The 23,850-nt window shown below is 53.1% G+C and carries 23 protein-coding genes; 9 read left to right on the plus strand and 14 right to left on the minus strand.

Translation table 11 applies throughout. From position 1 onward, the window contains the following. The first annotated feature begins 90 nt into the window (after positions 1–90). A complete protein-coding gene (locus tag HVZ37_RS11450; RefSeq protein WP_043000581.1) occupies positions 91–897 on the plus strand; it encodes an IclR family transcriptional regulator C-terminal domain-containing protein in 807 nt (268 codons plus the stop codon). On the opposite strand, the gene smrA is transcribed toward HVZ37_RS11450, so the two are convergent. Further along, entirely contained in the window at positions 894–1,457 is a 564-nt protein-coding gene (gene smrA, locus HVZ37_RS11455; protein WP_043000580.1) for a DNA endonuclease SmrA, read from the minus strand. The two genes, HVZ37_RS11450 and smrA, sit on opposite strands and share 4 nt — an antisense overlap. Positions 1,458–1,881: 424 nt before the next feature. On the opposite strand from smrA, the gene ogt reads away from it, so the two are divergent. From ogt to uspE, 3 genes are all read left to right on the plus strand, one after another. Further along, on the plus strand, positions 1,882–2,397 hold the full coding sequence (ogt, locus tag HVZ37_RS11460) for a methylated-DNA--[protein]-cysteine S-methyltransferase (RefSeq protein WP_043000579.1): 516 nt from the start codon (positions 1,882–1,884) through the stop codon (positions 2,395–2,397). A 194-nt stretch (positions 2,398–2,591) separates the two neighbouring features. After that, entirely contained in the window at positions 2,592–3,344 is a 753-nt protein-coding gene (gene fnr, locus HVZ37_RS11465; protein WP_003020397.1) for a fumarate/nitrate reduction transcriptional regulator Fnr, read from the plus strand. A 150-nt stretch (positions 3,345–3,494) separates the two neighbouring features. Then, positions 3,495–4,445 carry a universal stress protein UspE gene (gene uspE / locus HVZ37_RS11470; RefSeq protein WP_043000578.1) on the plus strand — a complete coding sequence of 317 codons (951 nt, stop codon included), beginning with the start codon at positions 3,495–3,497 and terminating at the stop codon, positions 4,443–4,445. Positions 4,446–4,491: 46 nt separating this feature from the next. On the opposite strand, the gene HVZ37_RS11475 is transcribed toward uspE, so the two are convergent. Continuing rightward, positions 4,492–4,752: a DUF2534 family protein gene (locus tag HVZ37_RS11475; RefSeq protein ID WP_043001925.1), complete on the minus strand. Its 261-nt coding sequence runs from the start codon at positions 4,750–4,752 to the stop codon at positions 4,492–4,494. 243 nt (positions 4,753–4,995) lie between these two features. On the opposite strand from HVZ37_RS11475, the gene HVZ37_RS11480 reads away from it, so the two are divergent. Continuing rightward, complete coding sequence (locus HVZ37_RS11480; protein ID WP_181627520.1) at positions 4,996–6,015, plus strand: mechanosensitive ion channel family protein; 1,020 nt, start codon at positions 4,996–4,998, stop codon at positions 6,013–6,015. 84 nt (positions 6,016–6,099) lie between these two features. Here the strand turns inward: HVZ37_RS11480 and HVZ37_RS11485 are convergent, their stop codons facing one another. Then, positions 6,100–6,483, minus strand: a complete 384-nt coding sequence (locus tag HVZ37_RS11485) for a VOC family protein (protein ID WP_043000576.1) — start codon at positions 6,481–6,483, stop codon at positions 6,100–6,102. 98 nt (positions 6,484–6,581) lie between these two features. Between HVZ37_RS11485 and HVZ37_RS11490 the strand changes: the two genes are divergently transcribed. Then, on the plus strand, positions 6,582–7,352 hold the full coding sequence (locus tag HVZ37_RS11490; RefSeq protein WP_043000575.1) for a DeoR/GlpR family DNA-binding transcription regulator: 771 nt from the start codon (positions 6,582–6,584) through the stop codon (positions 7,350–7,352). A 35-nt stretch (positions 7,353–7,387) separates the two neighbouring features. On the opposite strand, the gene HVZ37_RS11495 is transcribed toward HVZ37_RS11490, so the two are convergent. Beyond that, a complete protein-coding gene (locus HVZ37_RS11495) occupies positions 7,388–9,001 on the minus strand; it encodes a peptide ABC transporter substrate-binding protein (RefSeq protein WP_044257762.1) in 1,614 nt (537 codons plus the stop codon). 183 nt (positions 9,002–9,184) lie between these two features. Here HVZ37_RS11495 and mpaA point away from each other — a divergent pair, with 183 nt between their 5' ends. After that, positions 9,185–9,913 (plus strand): murein tripeptide amidase MpaA, encoded by a 729-nt coding sequence (mpaA, locus tag HVZ37_RS11500; protein WP_043000573.1) that lies wholly within the window; start codon positions 9,185–9,187, stop codon positions 9,911–9,913. On the opposite strand, the gene ycjG is transcribed toward mpaA, so the two are convergent. Continuing rightward, positions 9,888–10,853, minus strand: a complete 966-nt coding sequence (gene ycjG, locus HVZ37_RS11505; RefSeq protein ID WP_044326922.1) for an L-Ala-D/L-Glu epimerase — start codon at positions 10,851–10,853, stop codon at positions 9,888–9,890. The two genes, mpaA and ycjG, sit on opposite strands and share 26 nt — an antisense overlap. A 121-nt stretch (positions 10,854–10,974) precedes the next feature. On the opposite strand from ycjG, the gene tpx reads away from it, so the two are divergent. Then, a complete protein-coding gene (gene tpx / locus HVZ37_RS11510) occupies positions 10,975–11,481 on the plus strand; it encodes a thiol peroxidase (RefSeq protein ID WP_181627521.1) in 507 nt (168 codons plus the stop codon). A gap of 43 nt (positions 11,482–11,524) precedes the next feature. Here the strand turns inward: tpx and tyrR are convergent, their stop codons facing one another. The 4 genes from tyrR to HVZ37_RS11530 form a co-directional block, all read right to left on the minus strand. Next, positions 11,525–13,066 carry a transcriptional regulator TyrR gene (gene tyrR, locus HVZ37_RS11515; RefSeq protein WP_043000570.1) on the minus strand — a complete coding sequence of 514 codons (1,542 nt, stop codon included), beginning with the start codon at positions 13,064–13,066 and terminating at the stop codon, positions 11,525–11,527. Between the two features lie 149 nt (positions 13,067–13,215). Then, positions 13,216–14,277, minus strand: coding sequence for a YcjF family protein (locus HVZ37_RS11520; protein ID WP_181627522.1), 1,062 nt, complete (start codon positions 14,275–14,277; stop codon positions 13,216–13,218). Further along, positions 14,274–15,671, minus strand: a complete 1,398-nt coding sequence (locus HVZ37_RS11525; RefSeq protein WP_043001924.1) for a YcjX family protein — start codon at positions 15,669–15,671, stop codon at positions 14,274–14,276. Before HVZ37_RS11525 ends, HVZ37_RS11520 begins: the two co-directional genes overlap by 4 nt. Before the next feature lie 154 nt (positions 15,672–15,825). Next, positions 15,826–16,521 carry an alpha/beta hydrolase gene (locus tag HVZ37_RS11530; RefSeq protein ID WP_181627523.1) on the minus strand — a complete coding sequence of 232 codons (696 nt, stop codon included), beginning with the start codon at positions 16,519–16,521 and terminating at the stop codon, positions 15,826–15,828. A gap of 220 nt (positions 16,522–16,741) precedes the next feature. Between HVZ37_RS11530 and HVZ37_RS11535 the strand changes: the two genes are divergently transcribed. Continuing rightward, on the plus strand, positions 16,742–17,752 hold the full coding sequence (locus HVZ37_RS11535; RefSeq protein WP_181627524.1) for a LacI family DNA-binding transcriptional regulator: 1,011 nt from the start codon (positions 16,742–16,744) through the stop codon (positions 17,750–17,752). A 38-nt stretch (positions 17,753–17,790) separates the two neighbouring features. On the opposite strand, the gene HVZ37_RS11540 is transcribed toward HVZ37_RS11535, so the two are convergent. The 5 genes from HVZ37_RS11540 to HVZ37_RS11560 form a co-directional block, all read right to left on the minus strand. Beyond that, the gene (locus HVZ37_RS11540) at positions 17,791–18,696 is read right to left on the minus strand and encodes an OmpG family monomeric porin (RefSeq protein WP_181627525.1); all 906 of its coding nucleotides are present in this window, start codon (positions 18,694–18,696) and stop codon (positions 17,791–17,793) included. Between the two features lie 75 nt (positions 18,697–18,771). Further along, complete coding sequence (locus HVZ37_RS11545; RefSeq protein WP_044257757.1) at positions 18,772–19,851, minus strand: ABC transporter ATP-binding protein; 1,080 nt, start codon at positions 19,849–19,851, stop codon at positions 18,772–18,774. A 10-nt stretch (positions 19,852–19,861) separates the two neighbouring features. Beyond that, complete coding sequence (gene pgmB, locus HVZ37_RS11550; protein ID WP_125339760.1) at positions 19,862–20,524, minus strand: beta-phosphoglucomutase; 663 nt, start codon at positions 20,522–20,524, stop codon at positions 19,862–19,864. Next, the gene (locus HVZ37_RS11555; protein WP_181627526.1) at positions 20,521–22,797 is read right to left on the minus strand and encodes a glycoside hydrolase family 65 protein; all 2,277 of its coding nucleotides are present in this window, start codon (positions 22,795–22,797) and stop codon (positions 20,521–20,523) included. Before HVZ37_RS11555 ends, pgmB begins: the two co-directional genes overlap by 4 nt. After that, positions 22,794–23,849 (minus strand): Gfo/Idh/MocA family oxidoreductase, encoded by a 1,056-nt coding sequence (locus HVZ37_RS11560; RefSeq protein WP_181627527.1) that lies wholly within the window; start codon positions 23,847–23,849, stop codon positions 22,794–22,796. Before HVZ37_RS11560 ends, HVZ37_RS11555 begins: the two co-directional genes overlap by 4 nt. Position 23,850: the final 1 nt, after the last annotated feature.

A 23,850-nucleotide genomic window follows, 5' to 3' on the forward strand; every position in this document is an offset into this window, starting at 1 on the left:
AGGGCGATAATCGAAATATGGTGCGATAATCGAACATCGTTTATGTTTGTACGAAGAATGTGATCCGTGGCGAACAACGAGAGGAAAACAGTGGAAAAACATCCTGATGACCGACTGAACAACGAGACCGATCCGTTTAAGGGCGATCCAAACTATATGGCATCACTGGCACGCGGGCTGGAGGTGATTCAGGCGTTCACGCCGCAGCGACGGGTTATGTCGATATCGCAGATTAGCCAGAAAACCGGGATCCCGCGCGCGGCAGTCAGACGCTGTCTGTATACGCTGGGAAAACTGGGTTTCGTTTATGCCGAAGATGGGAAAAATTTCGAACTGCGTCCGCGGATCCTGGCACTGGGACATGCCTATCTGGCCTCCACTCCGCTGGCTCGCGCCACTCAACCGGTTCTGAAACATCTGAGCGAAATGCTCAATGAATCCTGTTCCATCGCCACCCTCGACGGTGACGATATTTTGTATATCGCCCGCGCCTCCAGCTCACGCATTATGACCATCGATCTGGACATCGGCAGTCGGCTGCCCGCGTGGTCCACCTCAATGGGACGCGTTTTGCTTAGCCATCTTTCTGAGGACAAGCTGAACGACATGCTCGGGCGCATCACCATGATCCGCTACACCTCGCAGACTGTGGATTCCGTCCCCGCCCTGCGCGCCGAACTGAAGAGAGTCCGGCAGCAGGGCTATGCGCTCAACGATCAGGAACTGGAAATGGGGCTGCGGTCCATTGCTGTGCCGCTGATGAACAGCCAGGGTCAGGTCCAGGCGGCGCTGAATGTGGGTGTACATGCCGGACAGGTGACGGCGGACGAGCTGCGCAGCCGCGTACTGCCCGAGCTGCAAAAAGCCGCGCAGGAGTTGTCGCTTTTACTGCATTAACGGCTGCGCTTGGCGTGACGTTCCCAGTTTTCCTGCTTCGCCTGTGCGGATTTACGCAACGCCACATAGCACGCTCCGCTGCCGCCGTGATGTGGCAGCGCCGTGCAGTAGGCCTGAACCTCGTCGAATTCGGTCAACCAGCGTGCCAGATAGCTGCGCACGATGTTGGCATGTGAGTTATCGTCTCGCCCTTTACCGTGAATGATCAGCACATTGCGCAGTCCATCGCGTAACGACTGGAGCAGAAAGCTATACAGCTGTTGACGACAGGCTTCCACCGGCTGACGCAACAGATTGAGGCTCGCCTGCTGGCTGTATTTCCCCGTACGCAGCTTATCGAGTACGCCCTGTTGCAGCCCCTCACGGCGAAACTCTAAAGGTTGCGCCAGCGGGACGATCTCCAGAAAACCGGTGGTGAGAAAATTATCAAGCTGGAGTGTATCAATACGTTGCGGGGTCCGCACATTGCGCACGGGCTGCCAGTGTACGTCGGCGCAACGTTTCAGCGGCTGAACATCCTCCATGGCGTCAAGAAATAACGATTTGTCGTCAAGATTCATGCTGTGTCCTCCCGCTTTTTAAAGGCAGCTACTATCATAGCCGTCCCCCTGGAGGGCGACAACGGTTTACAGATGCTTCCAGTAAACATCCACGTGTCACATACCTTTGCTTTACTAATTAACGCTGGTTTTACTCAGAGTAAAACAGTGCAGCAGTGCCGTTTAATCTGGTTGATTTACCTTAGATTTTCGTGAAATCAATCACTCCAGTTTGCTGGCATAGTTAAACGGTTCTTGCTATAAGACATTACCCGCCACCAGGAAAAATAACGGGCATAGATGAAGGATAAACTGCTGTGTGTACTGTAGAGTCTGGCGGATGTCGACAGGCTCTATTTTTTTATCCCAAATCAGGGGTATAGCACTGCTGGCAGTGACCATGATACGTTGATGCCCCACCGACTGCATGCCAACGAGGCAACCGATGCTGACACTACTGGAAGAGAAAATGATGACCCCGCTGGGCCCACTTTGGGTCATTTGCGACGAGCAGTTCAGACTTCGCGCTATCGAGTGGGAACAGTACAGTGAGCGCATGGTGCAACTGCTGGATATTCATTACCGCGCACAAGGTTATACCCGTATTAGTGCGACCAATCCGGGCGGTCTGTGCGACAAACTTGCCGACTATTTTGCCGGTAACCTCAGCGCGATCGATACGCTGCCAACCGCCACCGGCGGCACCCCTTTTCAGCGGGAAGTCTGGCAAACCTTACGCACTATTCCTTGTGGTCAGGTGATGCACTACGGTCAGTTGGCTGAGCAACTGGGACGCCCTGGTGCGGCGCGAGCGGTTGGCGCGGCGAACGGTTCAAATCCGATCAGCATCGTGGTGCCCTGCCACCGCGTGATCGGACGTAACGGCACCATGACCGGTTACGCCGGTGGCGTGCAGCGGAAAGAGTGGTTGTTGCGCCATGAAGGTTACCTGTTGCTGTAGTATCCAGGCAATTCGTGCCTTCTTGCTCACACTTTTACGTAAAGACGCCACAGGGAAAGTAAGGTTTTTCAAAGGGATAGAAATATTTTATTCACACATGTCGGAATTATCCGCTATTGGGGTGACCTCAGACTTACGTGCTCACCAAAAAGATGTTAAAATTGACAAATATCAATTACGGCTTGAGCAGACCTATGATCCCGGAAAAGCGAATTATACGGCGCATTCAGTCTGGCGGTTGTGCTATCCATTGCCAGGATTGCAGTATCAGCCAGCTTTGCATCCCGTTCACACTTAACGAGCATGAGCTTGATCAGCTTGATAATATTATCGAGCGTAAAAAGCCGATCCAGAAAGGCCAGACGCTGTTTAAAGCGGGTGATGAGCTGAAATCGCTCTATGCCATTCGTTCCGGTACGATCAAGAGCTATACCATTACTGAACAAGGCGATGAGCAAATCACCGGCTTCCATCTCGCGGGCGACCTGGTCGGTTTCGACGCGATTGGTAGCGGCCATCATCCGAGTTTTGCGCAGGCACTGGAAACCTCAATGGTCTGTGAAATCCCGTTTGAGACTCTTGATGATCTGTCCGGCAAAATGCCTAATCTGCGTCAGCAGATGATGCGTCTGATGAGTGGTGAGATCAAAGGTGACCAGGATATGATCCTGTTGCTGTCGAAGAAAAACGCGGAAGAGCGTCTGGCGGCATTTATCTATAACCTGTCTCGTCGCTTTGCGCAGCGTGGCTTCTCTCCACGTGAATTCCGTCTGACCATGACCCGTGGCGATATCGGTAACTACCTGGGCCTGACTGTTGAAACAATCAGCCGTTTGTTGGGTCGTTTCCAGAAAAGCGGAATGCTGGCGGTGAAAGGGAAATACATCACTATCGAAAACAGTGATGCGCTGGCGGTTCTCGCCGGACACACCCGCAACGTTGCTTAATCTTTCCGCAACCCTTCTGAAACCCTTCTGTCGAATCGTTAAATTTTCCTGATTTATTGATCTGACAGAAGGTTCTTCCCTGTTTCAATTCACATTCTTGGGTTACTCTTTTAGTTACAAACTGCGATGACAGTTGTAAGGAGACCCTGTATGGCTATGTATCAAAACATGCTGGTGGTTATCGATCCGAATCAGGACGATCAACCTGCGTTACGGCGTGCGGTTTATTTGCATCAACGGATTGGTGGCAAAATTAAAGCCTTTTTGCCGATCTATGACTTTTCCTACGAGATGACCACCCTGCTGTCGCCTGATGAGCGTACGGCAATGCGTCAGGGCGTCATTAGTCAGCGGACGGCGTGGATACGCGAACAAGCAAAATACTACATTGAAGCAGGCGTTCCTGTTGAAATTAAAGTGGTCTGGCACAACCGTCCTTTTGAAGCCATTATTCAGGAAGTGATCAGCGGCGGACACGATCTGGTGCTGAAAATGGCGCACCAGCATGACCGACTGGAAGCAGTGATCTTCACTCCTACCGACTGGCATCTGCTGCGTAAATGCCCAAGTCCGGTGTGGATGGTGAAAGATCAACCCTGGCCGGAAGGCGGTAAAGCGCTGGTGGCGGTAAACCTGGCCAGTGAAGAACCCTACCATAATGCGCTGAATGAGAAGCTGGTAAAAGAGACGCTGCAACTCGCCGAACAGGTCAACCATACTGAGGTGCATCTGGTCGGGGCCTACCCTGTCACGCCGATCAACATCGCGATTGAACTGCCGGAATTTGATCCCAGCGTCTACAACGATGCGATTCGCGGTCAGCACCTGCTGGCAATGAAAGCGCTGCGGCAAAAATTCAGTATCGACGAGAAAGTTACACACGTTGAGAAAGGATTACCGGAAGAGGTAATCCCCGATTTAGCGGAACATCTGCAGGCGGGGATTGTGGTTCTGGGTACAGTGGGCCGCACGGGCATTTCCGCTGCCTTCCTGGGGAATACAGCAGAACAGGTCATCGATCATCTGCGTTGTGACCTGCTGGTCATCAAACCCGACCAGTACCAGACGCCCGTTGAGCTTGACGACGAGGAAGACGACTAACGCGTTGTGTAAAAAACGAAAGGCCCAATGATTTGGGCCTTTTCTTTTAATGCTTGTCCTCACCGCCGAGGAAATAAATTCCTAACGGGATGGCCAGCAGCACGGTGAAAACCAGGCTATAGACGAAAATCATTGATGACTGAATGACATACATCGACGTCGTCCAGTCAGAAAGCGGAATATCATACTGTTCAATCACCCCACCGATCGTGGCGCGCGTGACAACCGATGCGGCAATAATAAACACACCCAGCAGACAGAGCAGAAACTTTTTGCCCTTCGCCGTCTTCAGCTTTTCCATTATCATCATAGTGTCCTTCTGTCACCAAACTTTTGTTACCTTAGCGCAACAATACCATGACAATATGAAAAAGTCTGCATCAGTTCCCCTGACAAATCCGTCACATTGAAAGCGCCTTTGCGTAAAAACGCTAAAAGCGCTATTTATTCCCCCTTTTTATTGATGACTTGAATGTTTATCCTGAGTACCATTAATGAGTTGCAGTTTATTTTTTGTTATGTCAGTGGCAGCGGAAAGCCGGGGATAAATATGTTTGCAGAGCTGTTCGTAAAAAACGTCTTCAATCTGACGGTTATTTTGAGTAGCGTCTTTAGCTTAATTCTGATGAATGTTTTCTTTCGTCATGCACATAAACGCAAGAAAGGGTTTGTCTTCCATACGGCTCAGTTTCTTATTTATGCGCTGATTATCGGTACATTAGGGCGAATCGCTAACACCGTTATTAGCCATTATAACATCAGCGCGGTTTCATCCAGTATTATAGACTTTGTCTGTACGTCGTTGATCGCCCTGATTCTGACTATTAAATTGTTTCTGGTGATTAATCAGTTTGAAAAATCGCAAATTAAAAAAGGGCGAGACGTCACCAGCGCGCGAATTTTATCGCGGATTATCAAAATCACCCTCATTGTCGTCATTATTTTGCTTTATGGTGAACACTTCGGCATGAGCCTGTCGGGGTTACTCACCTTTGGCGGCATCGGCGGCATCGCCGTGGGCATGGCAGGGAAAGATATCCTGAGTAACTTCTTTTCCGGCATTATGCTTTATTTCGATCGCCCCTTCAGTATCGGCGACTGGGTACGTTCCCCGGATCGCAATATCGAAGGCACCGTGGCGGAAATTGGCTGGCGGATGACCAAAATCACCACCTTTGATCACCGTCCGTTATACGTTCCAAACTCTGTGTTTTCCTCGATTAGCGTAGAGAATCCCGGTCGGATGAGTAACCGTCGAATCAACACGGTTGTCGGGTTACGTTACGAAGATGCCAGCAAAGTGGGCGCGATCGTCAATGCTATTCGACAAATGCTACAAACCCATGCCGATATCGATCAGCAACAAACGATACTGGTCTATTTTAACGGCTTTGGTGACTCTTCATTAAATATTATGGTGTATTGTTTTACCCGAACAACGGTCTGGGAAGAGTGGTTAGCGGTTCAACAACAGGTTTATCTTAACATTATTGATATCGTGCAGAGCCATGGCGCTGATTTCGCCTTCCCGAGCCAGACACTCTATCTCAATAATAGCAGTCAGGGTTAATGTAAAACGCCCCTGCCCGACTCGTGATAGCCTCAGGACATATTTACCTGAGGCTCCTTACTCAGACAATGTGTTATTCTCTGTTCATTCAACAATTTCGATGAAATTCCCGTCCGGGTCTTTGATGACCGCTTCATAATAACCGTCCCCGGTCGTGCGCGGTGGTGAAACCAGGATCCCCAGCGCCCGTGCTTTTTTTGCCAGCGCATCCACTTTTTTAGCACTGCCAACCGCGATTGCCAGATGCACCCACCCGGTCGTCTGGTTATCCGGGCGCAGGGCTCGCAGGGCGGGTTTCGTCATCAGTTCAATCGCAATATCATCACCGATGCGCACAAAATAAGACTCAAATCCGGGGTTGTTCTTGCTGATGTATTTCTCATTAAGCGTCCCGCCAAAAAAACCGGTCCAGAAGCGCGCCTGCGCTTCCAGTTCTGTGGTCCATAACGCCATATGTGCGATTTTCATGTTTCACCTCGTTTCAACCCGTCAGAATGTTGACAGCACTGACCGTTTTGCCCGATCATGCGCTATATTGCTCGATGATATGGTTTTCAGGATTTATCATGCTCGATTATGCAGCTTTCCCGGAACAACGACAAGCCCTGATTCAGCAGATCCTGCAGGAGAATGGGCGCGTGGTATGCAGTGACCTCGCCTCCCGGCTGAACGTCTCGGAGCACACGATTCGCCGCGATCTCCATGAACTCAGCAAGGAAGGCATCTGCAAGAAGGTGTATGGCGGCGCGGTCATGATGCTGCCGGAAGCGGGTGACTATTCCATTCGCAAAACGAAGAAGCCCGACCAAAAGAGCAGCATCGCGCAAAAATGTGCACGACTGGTCAAATCCGGTAGCTGTATTTTTATCGACACCGGTACGACCAACCTGGCGATGGCGGAGGCGCTTCCGGCAGAACTGTCTCTGACCGTGGTGACCAACTCGCCGGAAATCGCTGCCGTACTGTTAAAAAAGCCCCTGTATGACGTCATCATGCTCGGCGGTCAGCTGCAGCGCTCTTCTGGTGGTTGCGTCGGCGCTTCGGCGATTGCGCAGGTTCAGGGGATGTTATTCGACCAGGGGTTTATCGGCGGCTGTGCGATGGCGCCGGAATCCGGTCTGACCGGGTTTGATTACGCCGATTGTGAATTCAAACGCGCAGTGATCCGACAGTGTAATGAGACCATTGTCGCGCTGACGGCGGACAAGATCCCGGCGGTGGCTCGCTATGTCGTCGCCCAGAGCAGTGAGATCGATGTCATGGTAGTTGAAGCGAATATCAGCAAGGCGTATTGCGAGGCGTTTCGCGAACATGATATCCGCATTTATACGGTGTGAACGGCAGGCGCGTTTCCGCGCCTGCTGACGGAGGGTTAGTGCTTGATGATATACATGGTCCGGCTGTAGGCCACATCTTCCGGGTTCATGATCGGGTACCCTTTCAGCCACGGTTTGATTAAGCGCCCGTTGGTGTACTGATAAATTGGCGCAATGGGTGCCTGCTCCATGAGGATTTTTTCCGCCGCATTGTAGTCCGCATTACGCGCTTTATCCGTGTTTTCCATCGTCGCCTGAGTGATGATTTTGTCATACGCCGGGTTGTTAAAACGCGAAATATTGCCTGAGTGCGTCGACGTCAGCAGCGACAGGAAGGTCGAAGGCTCGTTGTAATCCCCCACCCAGGAAGCACGAATCACATCGAAATTCCCGGTATTACGGCTGTCGATGTAAGTTTTCCACTCCTGGTTTTGCAGCTTCACATCCACACCTAAGTTTTTCTTCCACATCGAGGCCACCGCGATGGCGATTTTCTGGTGGTTCTCAGAGGTGTTGTATAACAGCGTCAGGTTAAGCGGTTTCTGCGGACCGTATCCCGCCGCACGCAACAGCGTTTTCGCCTGGGCATTCAGCTCTTCCTGGCTCATCTGTTCGAACGGAGACGGTTCAGGCGTAAAACCGGCAGTGACGTCCGGCGTAAAGTGCCAGGCCGGTTTTTCCCCGGTACCCAACACTTTCTCCGCCATAATGCGACGGTCAATGGTCATGCTCAGCGCCAGACGCACGCGGGAATCCGCCGTTGGCCCTTTTTGCGTGTTAAAGGCGTAGTAATAGGTTCCCAACTGCGGTGGCGTATAAACCTGCCCTGGAATGTCCTTTAACAGCTTCTGGTACATATTTTTCGGGAATGATTCGGTGATATCAATATCACCCGCCAGGTAACGTTTAGTGGCCGATGACTCTTGATTAATCGGCAGGAAAGTCACTTTTTGCAGCACCGTTTTTCCGTTATCCCAGTACTGCGTATTCGGCACCACCACCAGCTTTTCATTCACCACGCGATCCTGCAACACGTAGGCGCCATTCCCCACCAGGTTGCCCGGTTTGGTCCAGTCTTTACCGCTTGCCACGTTGGCTTTTTGCACCGGATAGAACGCAAAACTGGCGGTGAGGTTGGCGAACCACGGCAGCGGCTTATCCAGTTGCACTCTCAGGGTGCGGGCATCAATGGCGGTCACACCGAGCTTATCGGGCGTCACTTTGCCATCAATGATCGCCTGGGCGTTATTGACCCCTGCCAGCGCGGCAAACCAGGCAAAGGGCGACAGCGTTTTCGGATCCACCAGGCGTTGCCAGCTATAGACAAAATCCTGGGCGGTCACCGGCGTACCATCTGACCAACGCGCATTATCCCGCAGCGTAAACGTCCAGATGCGATTGTCGTTGCTTTTCCATTGCGTGGCGACGCCAGGTACGATTTCACCCTTCTCGTTCTGGTTCACCAGTCCTTCAAACAGATCGCGAATAACCTGAATTTCCGGCAGGCCAACCGCTTTTGCCGGATCAAGCGTCGCCGGTTCATCTTTTATATGGCGAACCAGCTCCTGCTTCTCTGCCAGTACCGTTCCGCTGGGAACATCCGCAGCATATGACAGAGAAATGCTGCTAACCAACAGCGCACAACAGGTTACTGAAACAGCGTGCTTCATAGAGTCCCCTCAATCCGGCTTATTCACGATGGCGTAATTATTTGTTTCGCCTGAAGGAAATGCAAACATCTTCCTGCAGAAAATTGATATTACGACTAAAAATCCGTCCATGCGAAAACGATTTGATTATCGACCCAATTTGCACAACACTGCGAGTAATAATCCCTGAATTCAGAGACGCTTATGACCGTTACCCGCCCTCGCGCCGAACGCGGCGCCTTCCCGCCAGGAACTGAACATTATGGTCGTTCACTGTTGGGCGCACCGCTGATCTGGTTTCCGGCAGCCGTCGCCAGTCGTGACAGTGGCTTGATTATCGCGGGAACGCATGGTGACGAAAATGCATCGGTGGTCACGCTCTCCTGCGCACTGCGCACGCTGACGCCTTCACTGCGCCGCCACCATGTGATCCTCGCAGTGAACCCGGACGGCTGTCAGCTCGGTTTGCGTGCGAACGCTAACGGCGTCGACCTTAATCGCAATTTTCCGTCAGCAAACTGGAAAGCCGGCGAGACGGTTTATCGCTGGAACAGCGCTGCGGAAACGCGTGACGTGGTGCTGTTAACAGGGGATCATCCGGGTTCGGAACCGGAAACTCAGGCGTTATGTCAGCTCATTCACCGCATTCACCCCGCGTGGGTGGTTTCTTTCCATGACCCACTGGCCTGTATTGAAGATCCCAAAAGCAGCGAGCTCGGTGAATGGCTGGCGCAAGCGTTCGAACTACCGCTGGTGACAAGCGTTGGTTACGAAACGCCCGGCTCTTTCGGCAGTTGGTGTGCGGATCTGAATTTACACTGCATCACAGCGGAATTCCCACCGATCTCATCAGATGAGGCCAGCGAGAAATATCTCCAGGCGATGTCGACGCTTCTGCGCTGGCATCCTAAAGATGCAGTTGTCCGGTCGTAAAGTGCAATGCGGGCTCCACATCGACCGCAAGCCAGGTAGGACCATCAAGATCGGCAAAGCTGACCTGCGGCGTCAGCGGTAATGCGGCAGAAATGGCCCGTGACGTGCAAAGCATGCAGCCCAGCATCAGGGCAAATCCTTGTTCGCGGGCATCGGTAGCCAGCGCCAGCGCCTCGGTCAGTCCGCCGGTTTTGTCCAGCTTGATATTGACCATTTCATAACGCCCATGCAGCGCTTTCAGGCTGCTACGGGTATGACAGCTCTCATCGGCGCAGATCGGCAGCGGATGGATAAAATTTTCCAGCGCAGCATCATCCTGCGCCGGAAGCGGTTGTTCCAGCATCGCGACACCCAAATCGGCTAACAGCTGGCAGCGCGCCGCCAGCCCTTCCGCCCGCCAGGACTCATTGGCATCGACAATTAAGGTCGCCTCCGGTACTGCCGACCGAATCGCCACCATACGTTCGCTGATCATCCGATCGTCCAGTTTCACCTTCAGCAGCCGGGCTCCGGCTTCCCACAGCGCCGCTGCGCTGGCCGCCATTTGTTCCGGGGTACCAATCACGACGGTCTGTGCGGTGGCAATTGTCGTCGGCAGCGCCACGTTAAGGGTTTCCGTCAGCGTTTGTTGCTGCTGGCGTGCCTGGAGATCCCACAGCGCACAGTCAACCGCGTTGCGTGCCGCACCTGCCGGGAGCAGTTTTTGCAGCGCTTCCCGGGTCAACCCCTTTTCCAGTTGCGGGACAATGCTCATGATCTGTGCCATTACGGAGGCATCGCTTTCCCCGTAACGCGGATAGGGCGTGCACTCACCAATCCCTTTCACACCCTCTTCTTCCAGTTCAACCACCACGACACGCGCCTCACTGCGGCTGCCACGGGCAATCACAAAAGGGGTATGTAACGGCCAGGCTTCCTCGTATACCTTCACAGAACGCATTTTTTCTCCTTAAGCAATGACGTGGTGGTTTGTGCGCTTCACCGAAATAGCGTTTGCCGTGTTATCGGCTGTTGGCATAAACTAGCTGTGACGTTAACTATATGTAAACAGGAAGATAACCATGTCACAAACCGTTCATTTCCAGGGCAACCCGGTTGCAGTCGCCAACTCCATTCCTCAAGCGGGTAGCAAAGCGCAGCCTTTTACCCTCGTGGCAAAAGATCTGTCTGACGTCGCACTGAGCCAGTTTGCTGGCAAACGCAAAGTCCTGAACATTTTCCCGAGCATCGATACCGGCGTTTGCGCGGCATCGGTACGTAAGTTTAACCAACTGGCCACTGAAATCGACAATACCGTGGTGCTGTGTGTTTCTGCCGATCTGCCGTTTGCCCAGTCCCGCTTCTGCGGCGCTGAAGGTCTGAGCAACGTTATCACGCTGTCCACGCTGCGTAACGCTGAATTCCTGAAAAACTACGGCGTTAAAATCACCGAAGGCCCGCTGAAAGGTCTGGCTGCGCGTGCGGTCGTCGTTCTGGATGAAAATGACAACGTCATCTTCAGTCAACTGGTGAATGAAATTACCAACGAACCTGACTATGCCGCTGCGCTGGAAGTCCTGAAAGCGTAAGGTCCCCGTCATACAAAAATGCCTCCATTTCGGAGGCATTTTTTTACTCTTCGCCCTTCTTCTGATTCAGGCCATATTCACGCAGCTTATTCGCAATCGCGGTATGGGATACCCCCAGGCGTTTCGCCAGCTTGCGGGTACTGGGATAACTGCGGTAAAGCTGGGTTAACACTGAGCGCTCAAAACGGCTGGTGATATCATCCAGCGACCCCTCCATCGCATCTTCACCTACCGCAACCGTCGTCGCATCGTAGTCAGGCAGCAAAATATCCTGCGGTCGCAGTTCGTAACCTTCAAGCTGCGTCAGCGCCCGGTAGATGGCGTTTTTCAGTTGACGCACATTGCCGGGCCAGCCGTAACGGGTCAATACCGTACTGAGATCGGCAGCCAGTTTAGGACGCGGCACGCCCTGCTCATCGGCGAAACGCGCCACAAACAGTTCAGTCAGCGGCATGATGTCCTGTGGACAATCGCGCAGCGGCGGCAGATTCAGCGTCAGCACGTTAAGGCGATAATAGAGATCTTCGCGAAACAGCCCTTTCTGCACCAGTTCAACGAGATTCTTTTGCGTCGCACAGATCACGCGCACATCGACATGTACCTCATGATCTTCCCCCACCCGACGAAACGTACCGTCATTGAGGAACCGCAGTAGCTTGGTCTGCATGCGTGGCGACATTTCACCAATCTCATCAAGCAGCACCGAACCGCCGTTTGCCTGCTCGAAGAAGCCTTTTTTGCCTTCTGGCGCATGACCAAACAGTTCGCTTTCCACCGCATCTTCAGGGATCGACGCGCAGTTGAGCGCCAGATACGGTTTGCCCGCGCGCGGGCTGGCCTGGTGACAGGCATACGCAAACAGATCTTTACCGGTGCCGGTATCGCCGGTAATCAACAGCGGCGCACTCAGCATCGCCAGTTTGCGCGCCTGTTCGACAACATGCTTCATTTTTCCGCTGACGGCGATGATTTGGCTAAAAGCGCTGACATCCTGGGTTGCCAGATTCTGCAACTGACGTCCCATCCGGAGTGTTGAACGCAACATGACCACCGCACCGGTGAGCATGGTTTCGTCAGTTTCCCCTTGCAGATAAACCGGCGTGATTTCCATCAGGAAATTCTGCCCGTTGATCACCACATGTTCGTTATGGGACGTCTGCGGATTGCCTTCCAGCCAGCGCTGGAAGTTAAAACCGTTGATCAGTTGTGCAGCGGTATGGTTGCGCATCCGCTCCGGGTTAAGCGCAAACAGCTGGCAGCTTGCCGGGTTCGCTATCTCAATCTTGCTTTTCAGATCCAGCGACAGAACAGGTTCAGGCAGTGCCTCAAGCAGCGCGCTAAGCGCGAGGTGCTCCCGCTCTGATGGCATCCATGGCACAGTGCGTACATCGGTGACGCCTGCAATGCGGCGAATTTCCGCCATTAAACTGCTGAAGTTAGTGAACTCCAGTTCAGCAAAGTTAAGGTAGATTCGCCCGATGGGGTCAATCTCGATACCGCGCAAATCGATGCTGCGTAGCACCAGTAAATCAAGTAATTCGCGAGTCAGACCAAGTCGGTCTTCACAAAAGACTTCCAGACGCATGGGGGAACCTTCAACTGAATAATGAGCTATAGATATGATGATAAGCCAGGAATGGGGAACCAGGAAGGATTCTGTCAACAAATATTGACAGCATGGCGGAAAAACAGGCGTTTCGGCGTAAAGTTACGCGGTCAACGCCTGTGATTAGATTACTTTTCTCGCGGGGAGCCGTTTTTCTGCAACGTCTCTTTGAGCTGCCCGATCAATTGGCGCCGGAAATCACCCAGGCGCGGTTTGTCATCGTCCAGCCACGGCAACGGGCGGCAAAGCTCCATCGCTTTGATCCCCAGTCGTGCGGTTAACAACCCCGCGCCGATCCCTTGCGCGGCTCGGGTCGACAGGCGCGCCGCGAGATCCTGCGACATCCAGTCCATCCCCACTTCCCGTACCAGTTCGCTGGCTCCGGCAAAAGCGATGTTGAGCAACACCAGTCGGAACAGACGCAAACGGCTGTAATAGCCCAGCTCTATCCCGTACAGCGTGGCGATGCGGTTAATCAGTCGCAAATTGCGCCAGGCAATAAATGCCATATCCACCAGCGCCAGCGGACTGACTGCGATCATCAGCGTCGACTCCGCCGCCGAACGGCTGATTTCTCGCCGCGCCTGAGCATCCAGCACCGGCTGAACCAGATGGGCGTAAAGGCTGACCACTTCGCGATCGTTCTGCGTTTCGTGGATCGAGGCATACCAGCGCTGCAACGCCGGATGCGACTGGTCGATTCCGGCCTGCTGGGCCAGTTTCTCGCAGAAGGCCCGTCCTTTGCCGGCACCGTGGCTGTGCAGCAGGTCACGCGCTTCATCGCGCTCGTGAGCACGCTGACGCAAACGCCACAGACGTCGCCATTCGGTTGCCACCGATCCGACTCCCGCCCCAATAATCAGCGCCCCGGCCGCGCAACCGCCGAGCGCCACCCAGTCCTGGGTTTGCCAGGCGTTCATTGTCCACTGAACACCTTGTCCCACCACGCTTACGCCGAACAGCGCCAGTCCGCCCATCACCATCTTGCGCCACAGACTGCGCTTAGGGCGTAGCGCCGCGTCAATCACCGCTTCGGCTTGTCCCTCTTCTTCCAGCGGTTCATCAACGGTGGTCGGGGCAAAGGACTGAGCTTGCGTCTCGCTAAACGTTTGTTGCGCTTTAAAAGCCGGGCTCTGCTCGACGTCAAGCGGACCAGCGAAATCAATCCGCGGTTTTATCGGTTCGCTCATCGCAATTTATCTCCTATTAAAAACTCCAGCGCGGCATCCAGGCGAATGTGCGGCAGCGGCTTATCGACGTCCATTTTTTGCGGTCGAAACGCTTCAAACTGAAATCCCTGGCGGTCCCAGAACGCCTGTCCCGGCAGACGTGCCGGCACTTCACCGGGGTAGACCGTCAGCGGAGAGCCATCGCTTAAGCGATTCCCGCGTAGCGCCGGGATCTTCTCACCGTTCACGTCAATCAGCCCGCTGGTGGTAGCCTGAACGGAGGCCAACCCCAGACAATCCATGCTGATCCCTTCAAACGCGGCGTTCTGCCAGGCATCCTGAATCAACTGTTGCAGCAGCGACACCATATTGGCGTGCTGATCGATCGTCACATGATCCGCTTTGGTGGCAGCAAACAGCAGTTTGTCGATCACCGGTGAAAACAGCCGACGGAACAGCGTACGCTGACCGTAATGGAAACTTTGCATCAGTTGAGTTAAGGCAAGACGCATGTCGTTGAACGCCTGCGGCCCGCTGTTGAGCGGTTGCAGGCAATCCACCAGCACAATCTGGCGGTCGAAACGCAGAAAATGGTTCTTATAGAACCCCTTCACCACCTTTTCGCAGTAATAGTTAAAGCGTTCACGCAGCATCCCGGCGTTAGTCTGCTTGTCTGCCTGAGCCAGTTTTGATTCACCCCACGCGTCCACATCCGGCCAGGGGAAAAACTGCAACGCTGGCGCGCCGGCCATATCACCAGGCAGGACGAACCGTCCCGGCTGGATGAAATGCAGTCCCTGCTGTTTACATTGATGCAAATAGTCCGTCCACGCTGCCGCAATGTCGGCCAGGCGGTTCTCATCGGCGGGTGCCAGCGGATCCAGCCCTTGCGTCAGCTGTCGCCATTTCGCCGACCATTCCGCTCGCTGCCCGGTAAGCAGACCGGTCATTTGCCGTGACCAGCTCAGGTAATCCTGCGCCAGCATCGGTAGATCGAGCAGCCATTCGCCGGGATAATCGACAATTTCCAGGTACAGCGTCGACGTCTCTTTGAAGTGACGTAGCAGAGAGTCATTGGATTTATAGCGCAGCGCCAGGCGAATTTCGCTGACCCCACGGGTGGGCGTCGGCCACGTCGGCGGATCGCCATACAGCTGGGCCAGCCCTTCATCGTAGGTAAAGCGAGGTATGCCAAAATCTCGCTGCGGAACGCGTTTCACCCCGAGCAGACGCTCCTCGCGTACTGCGCTAAGCAGCGGCAGCCGCGCACCGGCATGGATATTGAGCAACTGATTAACCATCGCGGTGATAAATGCGGTTTTTCCGCTCCGGCTCAGCCCGGTGACCGCGAGGCGCAGGTGTCTGTCAACACCGCGATTAACCAGCGCATTGAGTTCATTGGTGAGTCTCTTCATCGCCATCCCGTTATGCCTGAAGACCAGAAAAAAGTATAACGCATCCCTCTAATATGGGGACAGGTCGTTGATTTTCAATCGGGTTGTGTTGAGTGGGATATTCACCCGACTGACCCCGTTAAGGGAAAACAGGACAGGCTGAAATAAAAGTATGCTAATGAGCTAAGCAGCGTTCAAAAGCCGAGCGAACGCTTTCATAGCATGCTCTTGAACGCATCAACTGCTCCCAGATCGAGTTATGACCCGCCCCATCGATCGTGAGTAGTGTCTTTTGGCAGGCCTGCGCTGCCGACGAGACCAGTTTTTTCGGTATATCGGCAGGGATGATGGTGTCATTTTCGGCAGCGATAACCAACAAATCACCGGTAAATTCAGCGGCGATGGCCCACGCATCCGTCGCGTCCCAACTGCGATCCTGGCGTATGATGGCCGAAAAATCGGGGCCAAATTTAACCGGATACGCGGGCGTTGCATAGACACCCGGCACCATCAGAATCAGCGAGCGCAGCGGAACCATTTTACTGAGTTGAAGCGCATTGTACGCCCCCATGCTGACGCCCACACAACCGGTAAAAATCTGCCCCTGAAAATCCATCACCGCCGTTGCCTGTTGGGTGCGGCTCAACAACGAGGAATCGCGAATGTCGCCGCCGGTTTCTCCATGACCTAAAAAATCGAATATCGTCGTTCCAAAACCTGACTCATCCAACATAACGCGATACTTGTGGAAAATGGTTCTGTCTTTCCCGCCGCCGTGTAGCATCAGGACATGTCCATTGCGGCCAAACGTACTTTCAGCGTAAAGCGTTTCGCCCTGAAAAGGGACCAGGAAAGAGTGGCTTTGCATCATGAGCGTCGCATTATTAAAGGATGGGATATCAGGTTTTATCAAACCCGATAACTTCATGCAATGGTCTGCAATCAATCTGCCGCGCCAGGTTCGGGCTGCCACAGAAATGCTGATTCATGAAGTTCATTGCTACACGGCACAATCCACCGCGCTGTGTTGTCAACCGCAGACTAACTCCCTAAGATGTATGGTATTAACTCTCCGATGGAGTTGCAGGAGTATGACCCCCACTATTTATGATATCGCTCGCGTGGCGGGTGTGTCGAAGTCGACGGTCTCGCGCGTATTAAACAAGCAAACCAATATCTCACCGGAAGCGCTGGAAAAAGTGCAGCGCGCTATTGATGAACTGCATTATCAGCCGAATAAACTGGCCCGCGCCCTGACCTCATCCGGGTTTGACGCCATCATGGTGATTTCAACACGCTCGACCAAAACAACTGCCGGTAACCCCTTCTTCTCTGAAGTTTTGCACGCCATTACCGCAAAAGCAGAGGAGGAAGGTTTCGACGTGATCCTACAAACGTCACGTAGTACTGAAGACGATCTGCAAAAGTGCGAGAGCAAGATTAAGCAGAAGATGATCAAAGGCATTATCATGCTTAGTTCGCCCGCAGATGAGACTTTTTTCGAGCGTCTGGATAAATATGATATTCCAGTGGTGGTCATCGGTAAGGTAGAAGGTCAATACACTCACGTTTACTCGGTCGATACCGATAATTATCGTGACAGTATTGCACTGACTGATGCCCTGATTGACAGCGGCCATCAGAATATTGCCTGTTTGCATGCGCCGCTGGAATACCATGTTTCTGTTGATCGCGTAAATGGCTATAAGCGCAGTCTGGCGACGCATCAACTGGCAGAGAATAAACGCTGGATTATTGATGGTGGCTATACGCATGAAAGTGCGCTGGAAGCGGCGAGAGCATTATTAAACCAGCACCCCTTACCGGATGCTGTTTTTGCCACCGACAGCATTAAGATCCTCAGTTTATATCGCGCAGCGTCGGAGAGAAAAATTGCCATTCCGCAGCAGTTGGCGGTTGTCGGTTACAGCAACGAAATGCTCTCTTTTATTCTCACCCCTCCGCCCGGCGGCATTGACGTCCCGACACGTGAACTCGGCGAGCAAAGCTGCGATCTGTTGTTTAAGCATATTGCCGGAAAAACCGACGCTCGCTCCATCACCGTCGAAACCCGTATCTCTCTGACCGCATCTCTGGCCTGAGCGAATGGCTGCCCGTAATTGACGGGCAACCAGGGCTATCAGAAGGCGTAGTTAACGCCTATGCCCGCATAATGGAACCGGTCACTGTCACCTTCATCGTGATCTTCCCACTCATAGGCGTATTCAAGCGTCATCGACAGACCATTCTGGAAATCATAGGCATACTGTAATCCGAGACGGTTGAAGTCATGACCTTCATGCTCCGGATCGTCTCGCCAGTCCCAGTTTGACCACCGATCCAGACCAATACGGGTATAGGGTGTCAGCGTGGTATTGCCCAGCGAAATCGGTAAATAGGCGCGAATTTCCTGAGTAGAAAACTCGCCATTATTACGATGTTCAGCAAGGTTGAAACCGCGCTCCAGATAGTAATTTACCGTCAGTCCCACCGTTTCATTAAAGGTATAATTCAGGCCCGTTTCGCTTTCGACACGACTGTCTGAATAGCCGGTGGTCGTCAGATCGTTGACGAATTGATACATCGCCAGCCATCCGCTAAAGCGCAAATCATCCGTGAGCTTCACATTCCAGTCCGGCGCCACTTTCCAGCGCTGCATATTTGCGGTGTCTTTGCCCGCTTCATTCACATAGTGATAGCCGTAGTTACGAAAGCCACCCGTCAAACCAAAACTGAAATCATCACTTTCCAGGATCTGATAGTGAACTTCCAGTTCCGGGCGATCAAACCAGGTACCGCGTTTGCCAGCACTATAGTCAACCGGGCCTTCCTGATAATAGGCAAGGGATATTCTCCACGGACCGTTCGAGGCATTAAAATAGACAGACGGTTCAGCAAGTCCGTCCATATCTTCGCCGTAACCTTCAACGTTTTCAATTTCGTACATGGCACCAATATTAAAATGCCAGTCTTTATTATCGGCAGCCTGCGCACAGGCCATCCCAGCGCATATCAGCAGCGCTGAAGAGGACAGTAAGGTTTTCATTTTTATTCCTTGTTAAAGTACAGATAAATAAAATATCGCGAAAGCCAGAGGCCACGCCCCTGGAGATATTTATTGTTAAATAGCGAATTCCGTCTCTACGTCAAAGAAATGGCATTTCGCCATATCAAAATGGATGGTGATATTGTCTCCTGCATAATAGTCATTAACAGACCCGGCACGGACCACCAGCTCGTGCCCCCCAATCGTGCTGTACAACATAAATTCTGCGCCGGTCAGTTCCGCCACGCTTATTTTTGCTGTCACGCTATTCTCTTCTTGTATTCCAGGGTGAATATCCTCCGGGCGGATCCCCAGCACGACAGCTTTATGTTCATAACCCTTCGCTTTTAATACCCGTAATTTTTCTTCCGGAAGGGTTAATTTAAGGGTTTCCGTAACAAATTTATTTCCGTCAATCGCGCCACGGATAAAATTCATTGCCGGAGAACCGATAAAACCTGCAACAAACATATTTGCGGGATGGTTATAAACCATTTTGGGCGCTCCAACCTGCTGGACGATCCCATCTTTCATGATCACAATCCGCGTCGCCATGGTCATGGCTTCTGTCTGGTCGTGCGTGACGTAAATCATGGTGGTATTCAGCTTCTGGTGTAGTTTGCTGATCTCTGCGCGCATCTGGACACGGAGTTTGGCGTCGAGATTAGAGAGCGGCTCATCCATCAGAAACACGCCCGCTTCACGCACAATGGCCCGGCCCAGCGCAACACGCTGGCGTTGCCCGCCCGACAATGCGCCAGGTTTGCGCTTGAGGTACTCCCGTAAACCGAGGATCTGCGCTGCCCAGTTGACGCGTTCGTCAATAACGCCGGGATCAATCTTTTGCATCTTCAGACCGAACGCCATGTTGTCATAGACACTCATGTGCGGATACAGCGCGTAGTTCTGGAAGACCATTGCAATATTGCGCGCCTTTGCGGGCACATCATTCATCCGCTTGCCGTCGATCAACAGTTCGCCGGCGCTGATCTCCTCAAGCCCCGCAATCATTCGTAGCGTGGTTGATTTTCCGCATCCCGACGGGCCGACAAAAACGATGAACTCTTTGTCTTCAATTTCCAGATTGAAGTCTTTAACCACATGCACCTGGTTGTCATAAATTTTTTGTATATGCTGCAACGAAAGCTGTGCCATGTTGATTCCTTTACTTGTCGAGTTGCCAGAAAGCCGATAAGCGCGGCCACGTCAAAAATTCCGTTGTCGGAAGTAGCAAATCTGCGCCGGTTAAGGTGGATCCAATACCCACCGAACGCATTCCGCTGGCGTTAATCGCCTCAATCCCCGCCTGCGCATCCTCTATTCCAATACATGCCCGTGGATTAACGTGCAGACCGTTGCACGCCGCGAGAAAAATCTCCGGATCCGGTTTAGAACGGCGGATCAGCGCGGCATTGGCGCAAAAATCGAATAACGATGTCATTTGCAACGCCTGTATGATCGCGGGCGCATTCAGTGACACTGACGCCAGTCCGGTTTTTATCTGTTCCGTACGCAGCGTAGTCAGCAGTTCCTTAATTCCCGGCAGTACCGCCTCCGGCGTCAGTGAGCGCAGCGAGTCAACATAAAGCGCATTTTTACGCGCGGCGATCTGCTCCCGTTCCGCCTGGGTGAATACCCCTTCTTTTCCACCGTGACGCAAAATACGCAGCAGCGACTCACCACGACTGATGCCTTTCAGGCGATCGTTGAACACCTCATCAATCACGATTCCCAATTCAGCAGCCACCTGTCGCCAGGCAAGAAAATGCAGATGTGCCGTATCGGTAATGACCCCATCAAGATCAAACACTATTGCCTGTGGTTTCATTCTTTTCCCCTTTCCGTGGTAGCGGTCCCAAAAACAGGCAAAATCATGTCAGGAAATGCGAGTTTATATTCACCATCAATAACGATTGGTTTTGCATTAAGCCACAGCGTAACCGGTCGTGAACTGCTTATCGTCACGTGACTTTTGCTGAGCGAAATCATCATCTCGCTTCCCTGCCAGTACAGAGGGAACGTCAGTTTTTTCCATCCCTCTGGCAGCGCCGGGTCGAGGTGCAGTGCACCGTTACGTACGCTCAGCCCCGCAAATCCCTGAATCGCCCCCAGCCAGATGGCCCCCGTTGCCGCCGCGTGGATGCCGTCGTCGCAACTGTGCGGATCGTCGCCAAGATCGATCTGCGCGCCTTCATGCCAGAACTGATAACCCTGTTCTGGGTTGCCACAGCGTGCCGCTACGATCCCGTGAATCGCTTTACTTAAAGAGGAGTCATGTATGGTGCGCGCTTCGTAGAAATGGAGATTGTTGAGGCAAACTTCCGCTGTGAACAACTCCGGGAGCATATAGGTCAGCATGACCACATCCGCTTGCTTCAGAATTTGCAGTTCATTGACTTCCGCCCGCGAGTAATCCAACAGGATCGTCTGCTTGCCCGCCGTTGTCTTGTACGCGCTCAGATCAATAGCCGGTTTGCTGAGAAACGTATCATCCTGCGGTAAAATGCCATCTGCCAGAACCTCTGGTCGCCATAAGAACTGGAGAAAATGCTCGGCACGATGAATAAACGCGTCGTCCGTGCAACCATAGCGACGGGCAAAATGCAGTGCCTGCTCGACGTTGTAATACGCCATATAGTTAGTGAAGGCGTTATTATTCACGTGTTCGGTGTATTCATCCGGGCCAATGACATCATGGATCTCAAGTCGCCCCTTCACTTCCGTTGTACGACTCAGCCAGAACCGTGCCGTTTCCAGTAGAAGCGTTAGTCCTTCATGGGACATAAATTGCTCATCGCCTGTGACCTGCCAGTACGCCACAACGGCCCAGGCAATATCGGCCACCAGATGATGTTCCGCCTGCGCAGAAGCCACCTTCTGACGTAATCCGGTTCGAATGTTGATCGCCGCGAACTCCGGCGTCTCTTCATCACCGCTGCGCGCGCTTTCCCATGGAAACAGCGCCCCCTGCCAGCCGTTTATTCGCGCTTTTTCCCGCGCCCCGGCCAGATTATGCCAACGGTAGCGCAACAAATTCCGCGCGACGTCAGGGTAAGTGAGCAGATGAAAAGGAAGCAGAAAGACTTCGGTATCCCAGAAAACGTGTCCTTTATAACCTTCACCGGTCATCCCCTTCGCGCCGATGCTACAACGCTCATCATGGGCAGGTGTCATAATCCGTAAATGATACAGGGCGAAGTCCAGCGCACGCTGATCGTCTGCGTTTACGCTATTCACTTCTACTCGACAATGCTGCCACCAGCGCTGCCAGTTGGCGGCGGATTGCGCCAGTAACGCGTCATAACCCAGCCCCACGCAGGCATTCAGGTGCAGAATCCCCTTTTGCCCCCAGCTTTCCAGTGAGACATCGCACTCTGTGGTCCAGTCCACCCATGTGAGTTTTTCCAGCGTCAGGCATTCCCCTGCTTTCATCAACGAGCTGGTGTGCTGCATCAGCCGCCGTTCTTTCGCTGTAAAGCAGGACTGCGCATCACCGTTGACGCGGCAATGTGTGGAAACAGCGACATGACTTCGACCATCCTGAGTGGTGTAAATCCCTTGCAGGAGATGTTGTCCGAACACCCGCAACTGCGTTTCATCCAGATGCTGGCGACCATGGTTGGTGATTGTCGCGTCAATGCCGGTCGATAACGCAATTAAGGCATCGCTGTCGAGCGGGGTAATCGACAACGTCGTCGCCAGGAGTGGCAATTGCTCTGCTGAGACAAAGCGTCGACTCTCAATGGCGAAACGCGCCCCGTCAGGCGCACGCCAGATCAGCGAACGCGTTAACTCGCCGGTAGCGAAGTCGATCTGTCGCTGCCAGCTTTCGAGTGTTCCGCTGAGCAACGAGAAAAGCTCACCATTCAGGAAGATGTCGACGCCAATAACGTCCGGAAGGTTCACCCGTTCATTGATTTCCCCCTTCCCGGACCGGTGATACAACCCGGCCAGATACATCCCACGCGTTTGATGGGTATAAGCTTCTTCGTGGCTGGCGCGACACCCCAGGTAACCATTGCCTGTCGCCAGTAGTGAGGCATATTTATTCAGGCTGTGCGGACAAAAACCCGATTCGGATAACGTGACTGGCTTGCTCATAATTCAACACACATCCCTGTTTCTGCAGACTGATACAGCGCCGCCACCAGTTGCTGGATCAGCCATCCCTGTTCGGCGTCCGCGATAGTGACCGGCTCACCGCGAACATGATTCACGAAAGCTTCCATACTGCGAAAATGACGCTGATCGTCTGCACATTCACGGGCAAATAGCGTCTCCAGTTCGCCGCCCTTATCGGTATAGACCTGCGCCGGGAACAGCGTTGCCCCCGCTTTGTCACCACAAAAATTCACATTCATGATGGATTGTTCGGGGATATTCAACGCAAAGGAGGTTTCAAGACGCAGAATGCTGCCGTTGTGGAACTCGACGGTGCCAAACAGAGAATCCTCTACGGTATAGGTCGTCGGATCCCACTCACCGAACTGGCCACAATTTTTCTGTGTGCCAATTTTCTGAAAACTGTGGGCCCAGACCCGTTTCACCATTGGGAACCCCAGTACATACATCGCGGCATCCAGCATGTGAATACCAAGATCGATCAGCGGCCCGCCGCCCTGCAGCGCTTTATTGGTAAAAACCCCCCATCCGGGAACGCCGCAGCGACGCAGCGCTCTGGCGTTGGTCACGTAGATTTCACCGAGAACGCCCGACATGACCTGCTCACGCAGTAACTGCGTATCCAGCGCGAACCGATGGTGGAAATCATAGGCCAGTACTTTACCCATACGACGCGCGGTATTACGCATCTCCAGCGCCTGATCCGGGGTCATCGCTGGCGGTTTCTCACACATCACGTGACAACCGGCCTCCAGTGCCAGCAAAGTATGCTGGTAATGAAAACGATTCGGTGAACAGATGCTGACGATATCGGGCTTTACCTTCTGAAGCATCGCCTGCGGATCGTCCCAGACCTGCGCATTGCCGTATTGATCTGCCAGCGTTTGCGCCTGAGAACGGCGGCTGTCACAGACAGCCACCAGTTCCAGATCCTCGCGGGTGCAGTAGTACGAAGCATGAACTTTATCCGCTACCTGTCCGGCGCCAATGATGGCAACGCGAAGCGGAGAACGAGTCATTGCACTTTTCACG

Origin of the sequence: Citrobacter sp. RHB35-C17, from assembly GCF_013816795.1 — a bacterium.
In the GTDB taxonomy this organism is placed as follows: domain Bacteria; phylum Pseudomonadota; class Gammaproteobacteria; order Enterobacterales; family Enterobacteriaceae; genus Citrobacter_A; species Citrobacter_A amalonaticus.

What these genes read in the sequence shown, in the direction of transcription:
- HVZ37_RS11535 (WP_181627524.1), top strand. Translation starts at nt 16,742, where the DNA reads ATGACCCCCACTATTTATGATATCGCTCGCGTGGCGGGTGTGTCGAAG.
- uspE (WP_043000578.1), top strand. Translation starts at nt 3,495, where the DNA reads ATGGCTATGTATCAAAACATGCTGGTGGTTATCGATCCGAATCAGGAC.
- HVZ37_RS11475 (WP_043001925.1), bottom strand. Translation starts at nt 4,752, where the DNA reads ATGATAATGGAAAAGCTGAAGACGGCGAAGGGCAAAAAGTTTCTGCTC.
- HVZ37_RS11520 (WP_181627522.1), bottom strand. Translation starts at nt 14,277, where the DNA reads ATGAGCGAACCGATAAAACCGCGGATTGATTTCGCTGGTCCGCTTGAC.
- tpx (WP_181627521.1), top strand. Translation starts at nt 10,975, where the DNA reads ATGTCACAAACCGTTCATTTCCAGGGCAACCCGGTTGCAGTCGCCAAC.
- ycjG (WP_044326922.1), bottom strand. Translation starts at nt 10,853, where the DNA reads ATGCGTTCTGTGAAGGTATACGAGGAAGCCTGGCCGTTACATACCCCT.
- HVZ37_RS11545 (WP_044257757.1), bottom strand. Translation starts at nt 19,851, where the DNA reads ATGGCACAGCTTTCGTTGCAGCATATACAAAAAATTTATGACAACCAG.
- HVZ37_RS11480 (WP_181627520.1), top strand. Translation starts at nt 4,996, where the DNA reads ATGTTTGCAGAGCTGTTCGTAAAAAACGTCTTCAATCTGACGGTTATT.
- pgmB (WP_125339760.1), bottom strand. Translation starts at nt 20,524, where the DNA reads ATGAAACCACAGGCAATAGTGTTTGATCTTGATGGGGTCATTACCGAT.
- fnr (WP_003020397.1), top strand. Translation starts at nt 2,592, where the DNA reads ATGATCCCGGAAAAGCGAATTATACGGCGCATTCAGTCTGGCGGTTGT.
- tyrR (WP_043000570.1), bottom strand. Translation starts at nt 13,066, where the DNA reads ATGCGTCTGGAAGTCTTTTGTGAAGACCGACTTGGTCTGACTCGCGAA.
- mpaA (WP_043000573.1), top strand. Translation starts at nt 9,185, where the DNA reads ATGACCGTTACCCGCCCTCGCGCCGAACGCGGCGCCTTCCCGCCAGGA.
- HVZ37_RS11540 (WP_181627525.1), bottom strand. Translation starts at nt 18,696, where the DNA reads ATGAAAACCTTACTGTCCTCTTCAGCGCTGCTGATATGCGCTGGGATG.
- HVZ37_RS11485 (WP_043000576.1), bottom strand. Translation starts at nt 6,483, where the DNA reads ATGAAAATCGCACATATGGCGTTATGGACCACAGAACTGGAAGCGCAG.
- HVZ37_RS11495 (WP_044257762.1), bottom strand. Translation starts at nt 9,001, where the DNA reads ATGAAGCACGCTGTTTCAGTAACCTGTTGTGCGCTGTTGGTTAGCAGC.
- HVZ37_RS11490 (WP_043000575.1), top strand. Translation starts at nt 6,582, where the DNA reads ATGCTCGATTATGCAGCTTTCCCGGAACAACGACAAGCCCTGATTCAG.
- HVZ37_RS11525 (WP_043001924.1), bottom strand. Translation starts at nt 15,671, where the DNA reads ATGAAGAGACTCACCAATGAACTCAATGCGCTGGTTAATCGCGGTGTT.
- smrA (WP_043000580.1), bottom strand. Translation starts at nt 1,457, where the DNA reads ATGAATCTTGACGACAAATCGTTATTTCTTGACGCCATGGAGGATGTT.
- HVZ37_RS11555 (WP_181627526.1), bottom strand. Translation starts at nt 22,797, where the DNA reads ATGAGCAAGCCAGTCACGTTATCCGAATCGGGTTTTTGTCCGCACAGC.
- ogt (WP_043000579.1), top strand. Translation starts at nt 1,882, where the DNA reads ATGCTGACACTACTGGAAGAGAAAATGATGACCCCGCTGGGCCCACTT.
- HVZ37_RS11530 (WP_181627523.1), bottom strand. Translation starts at nt 16,521, where the DNA reads ATGATGCAAAGCCACTCTTTCCTGGTCCCTTTTCAGGGCGAAACGCTT.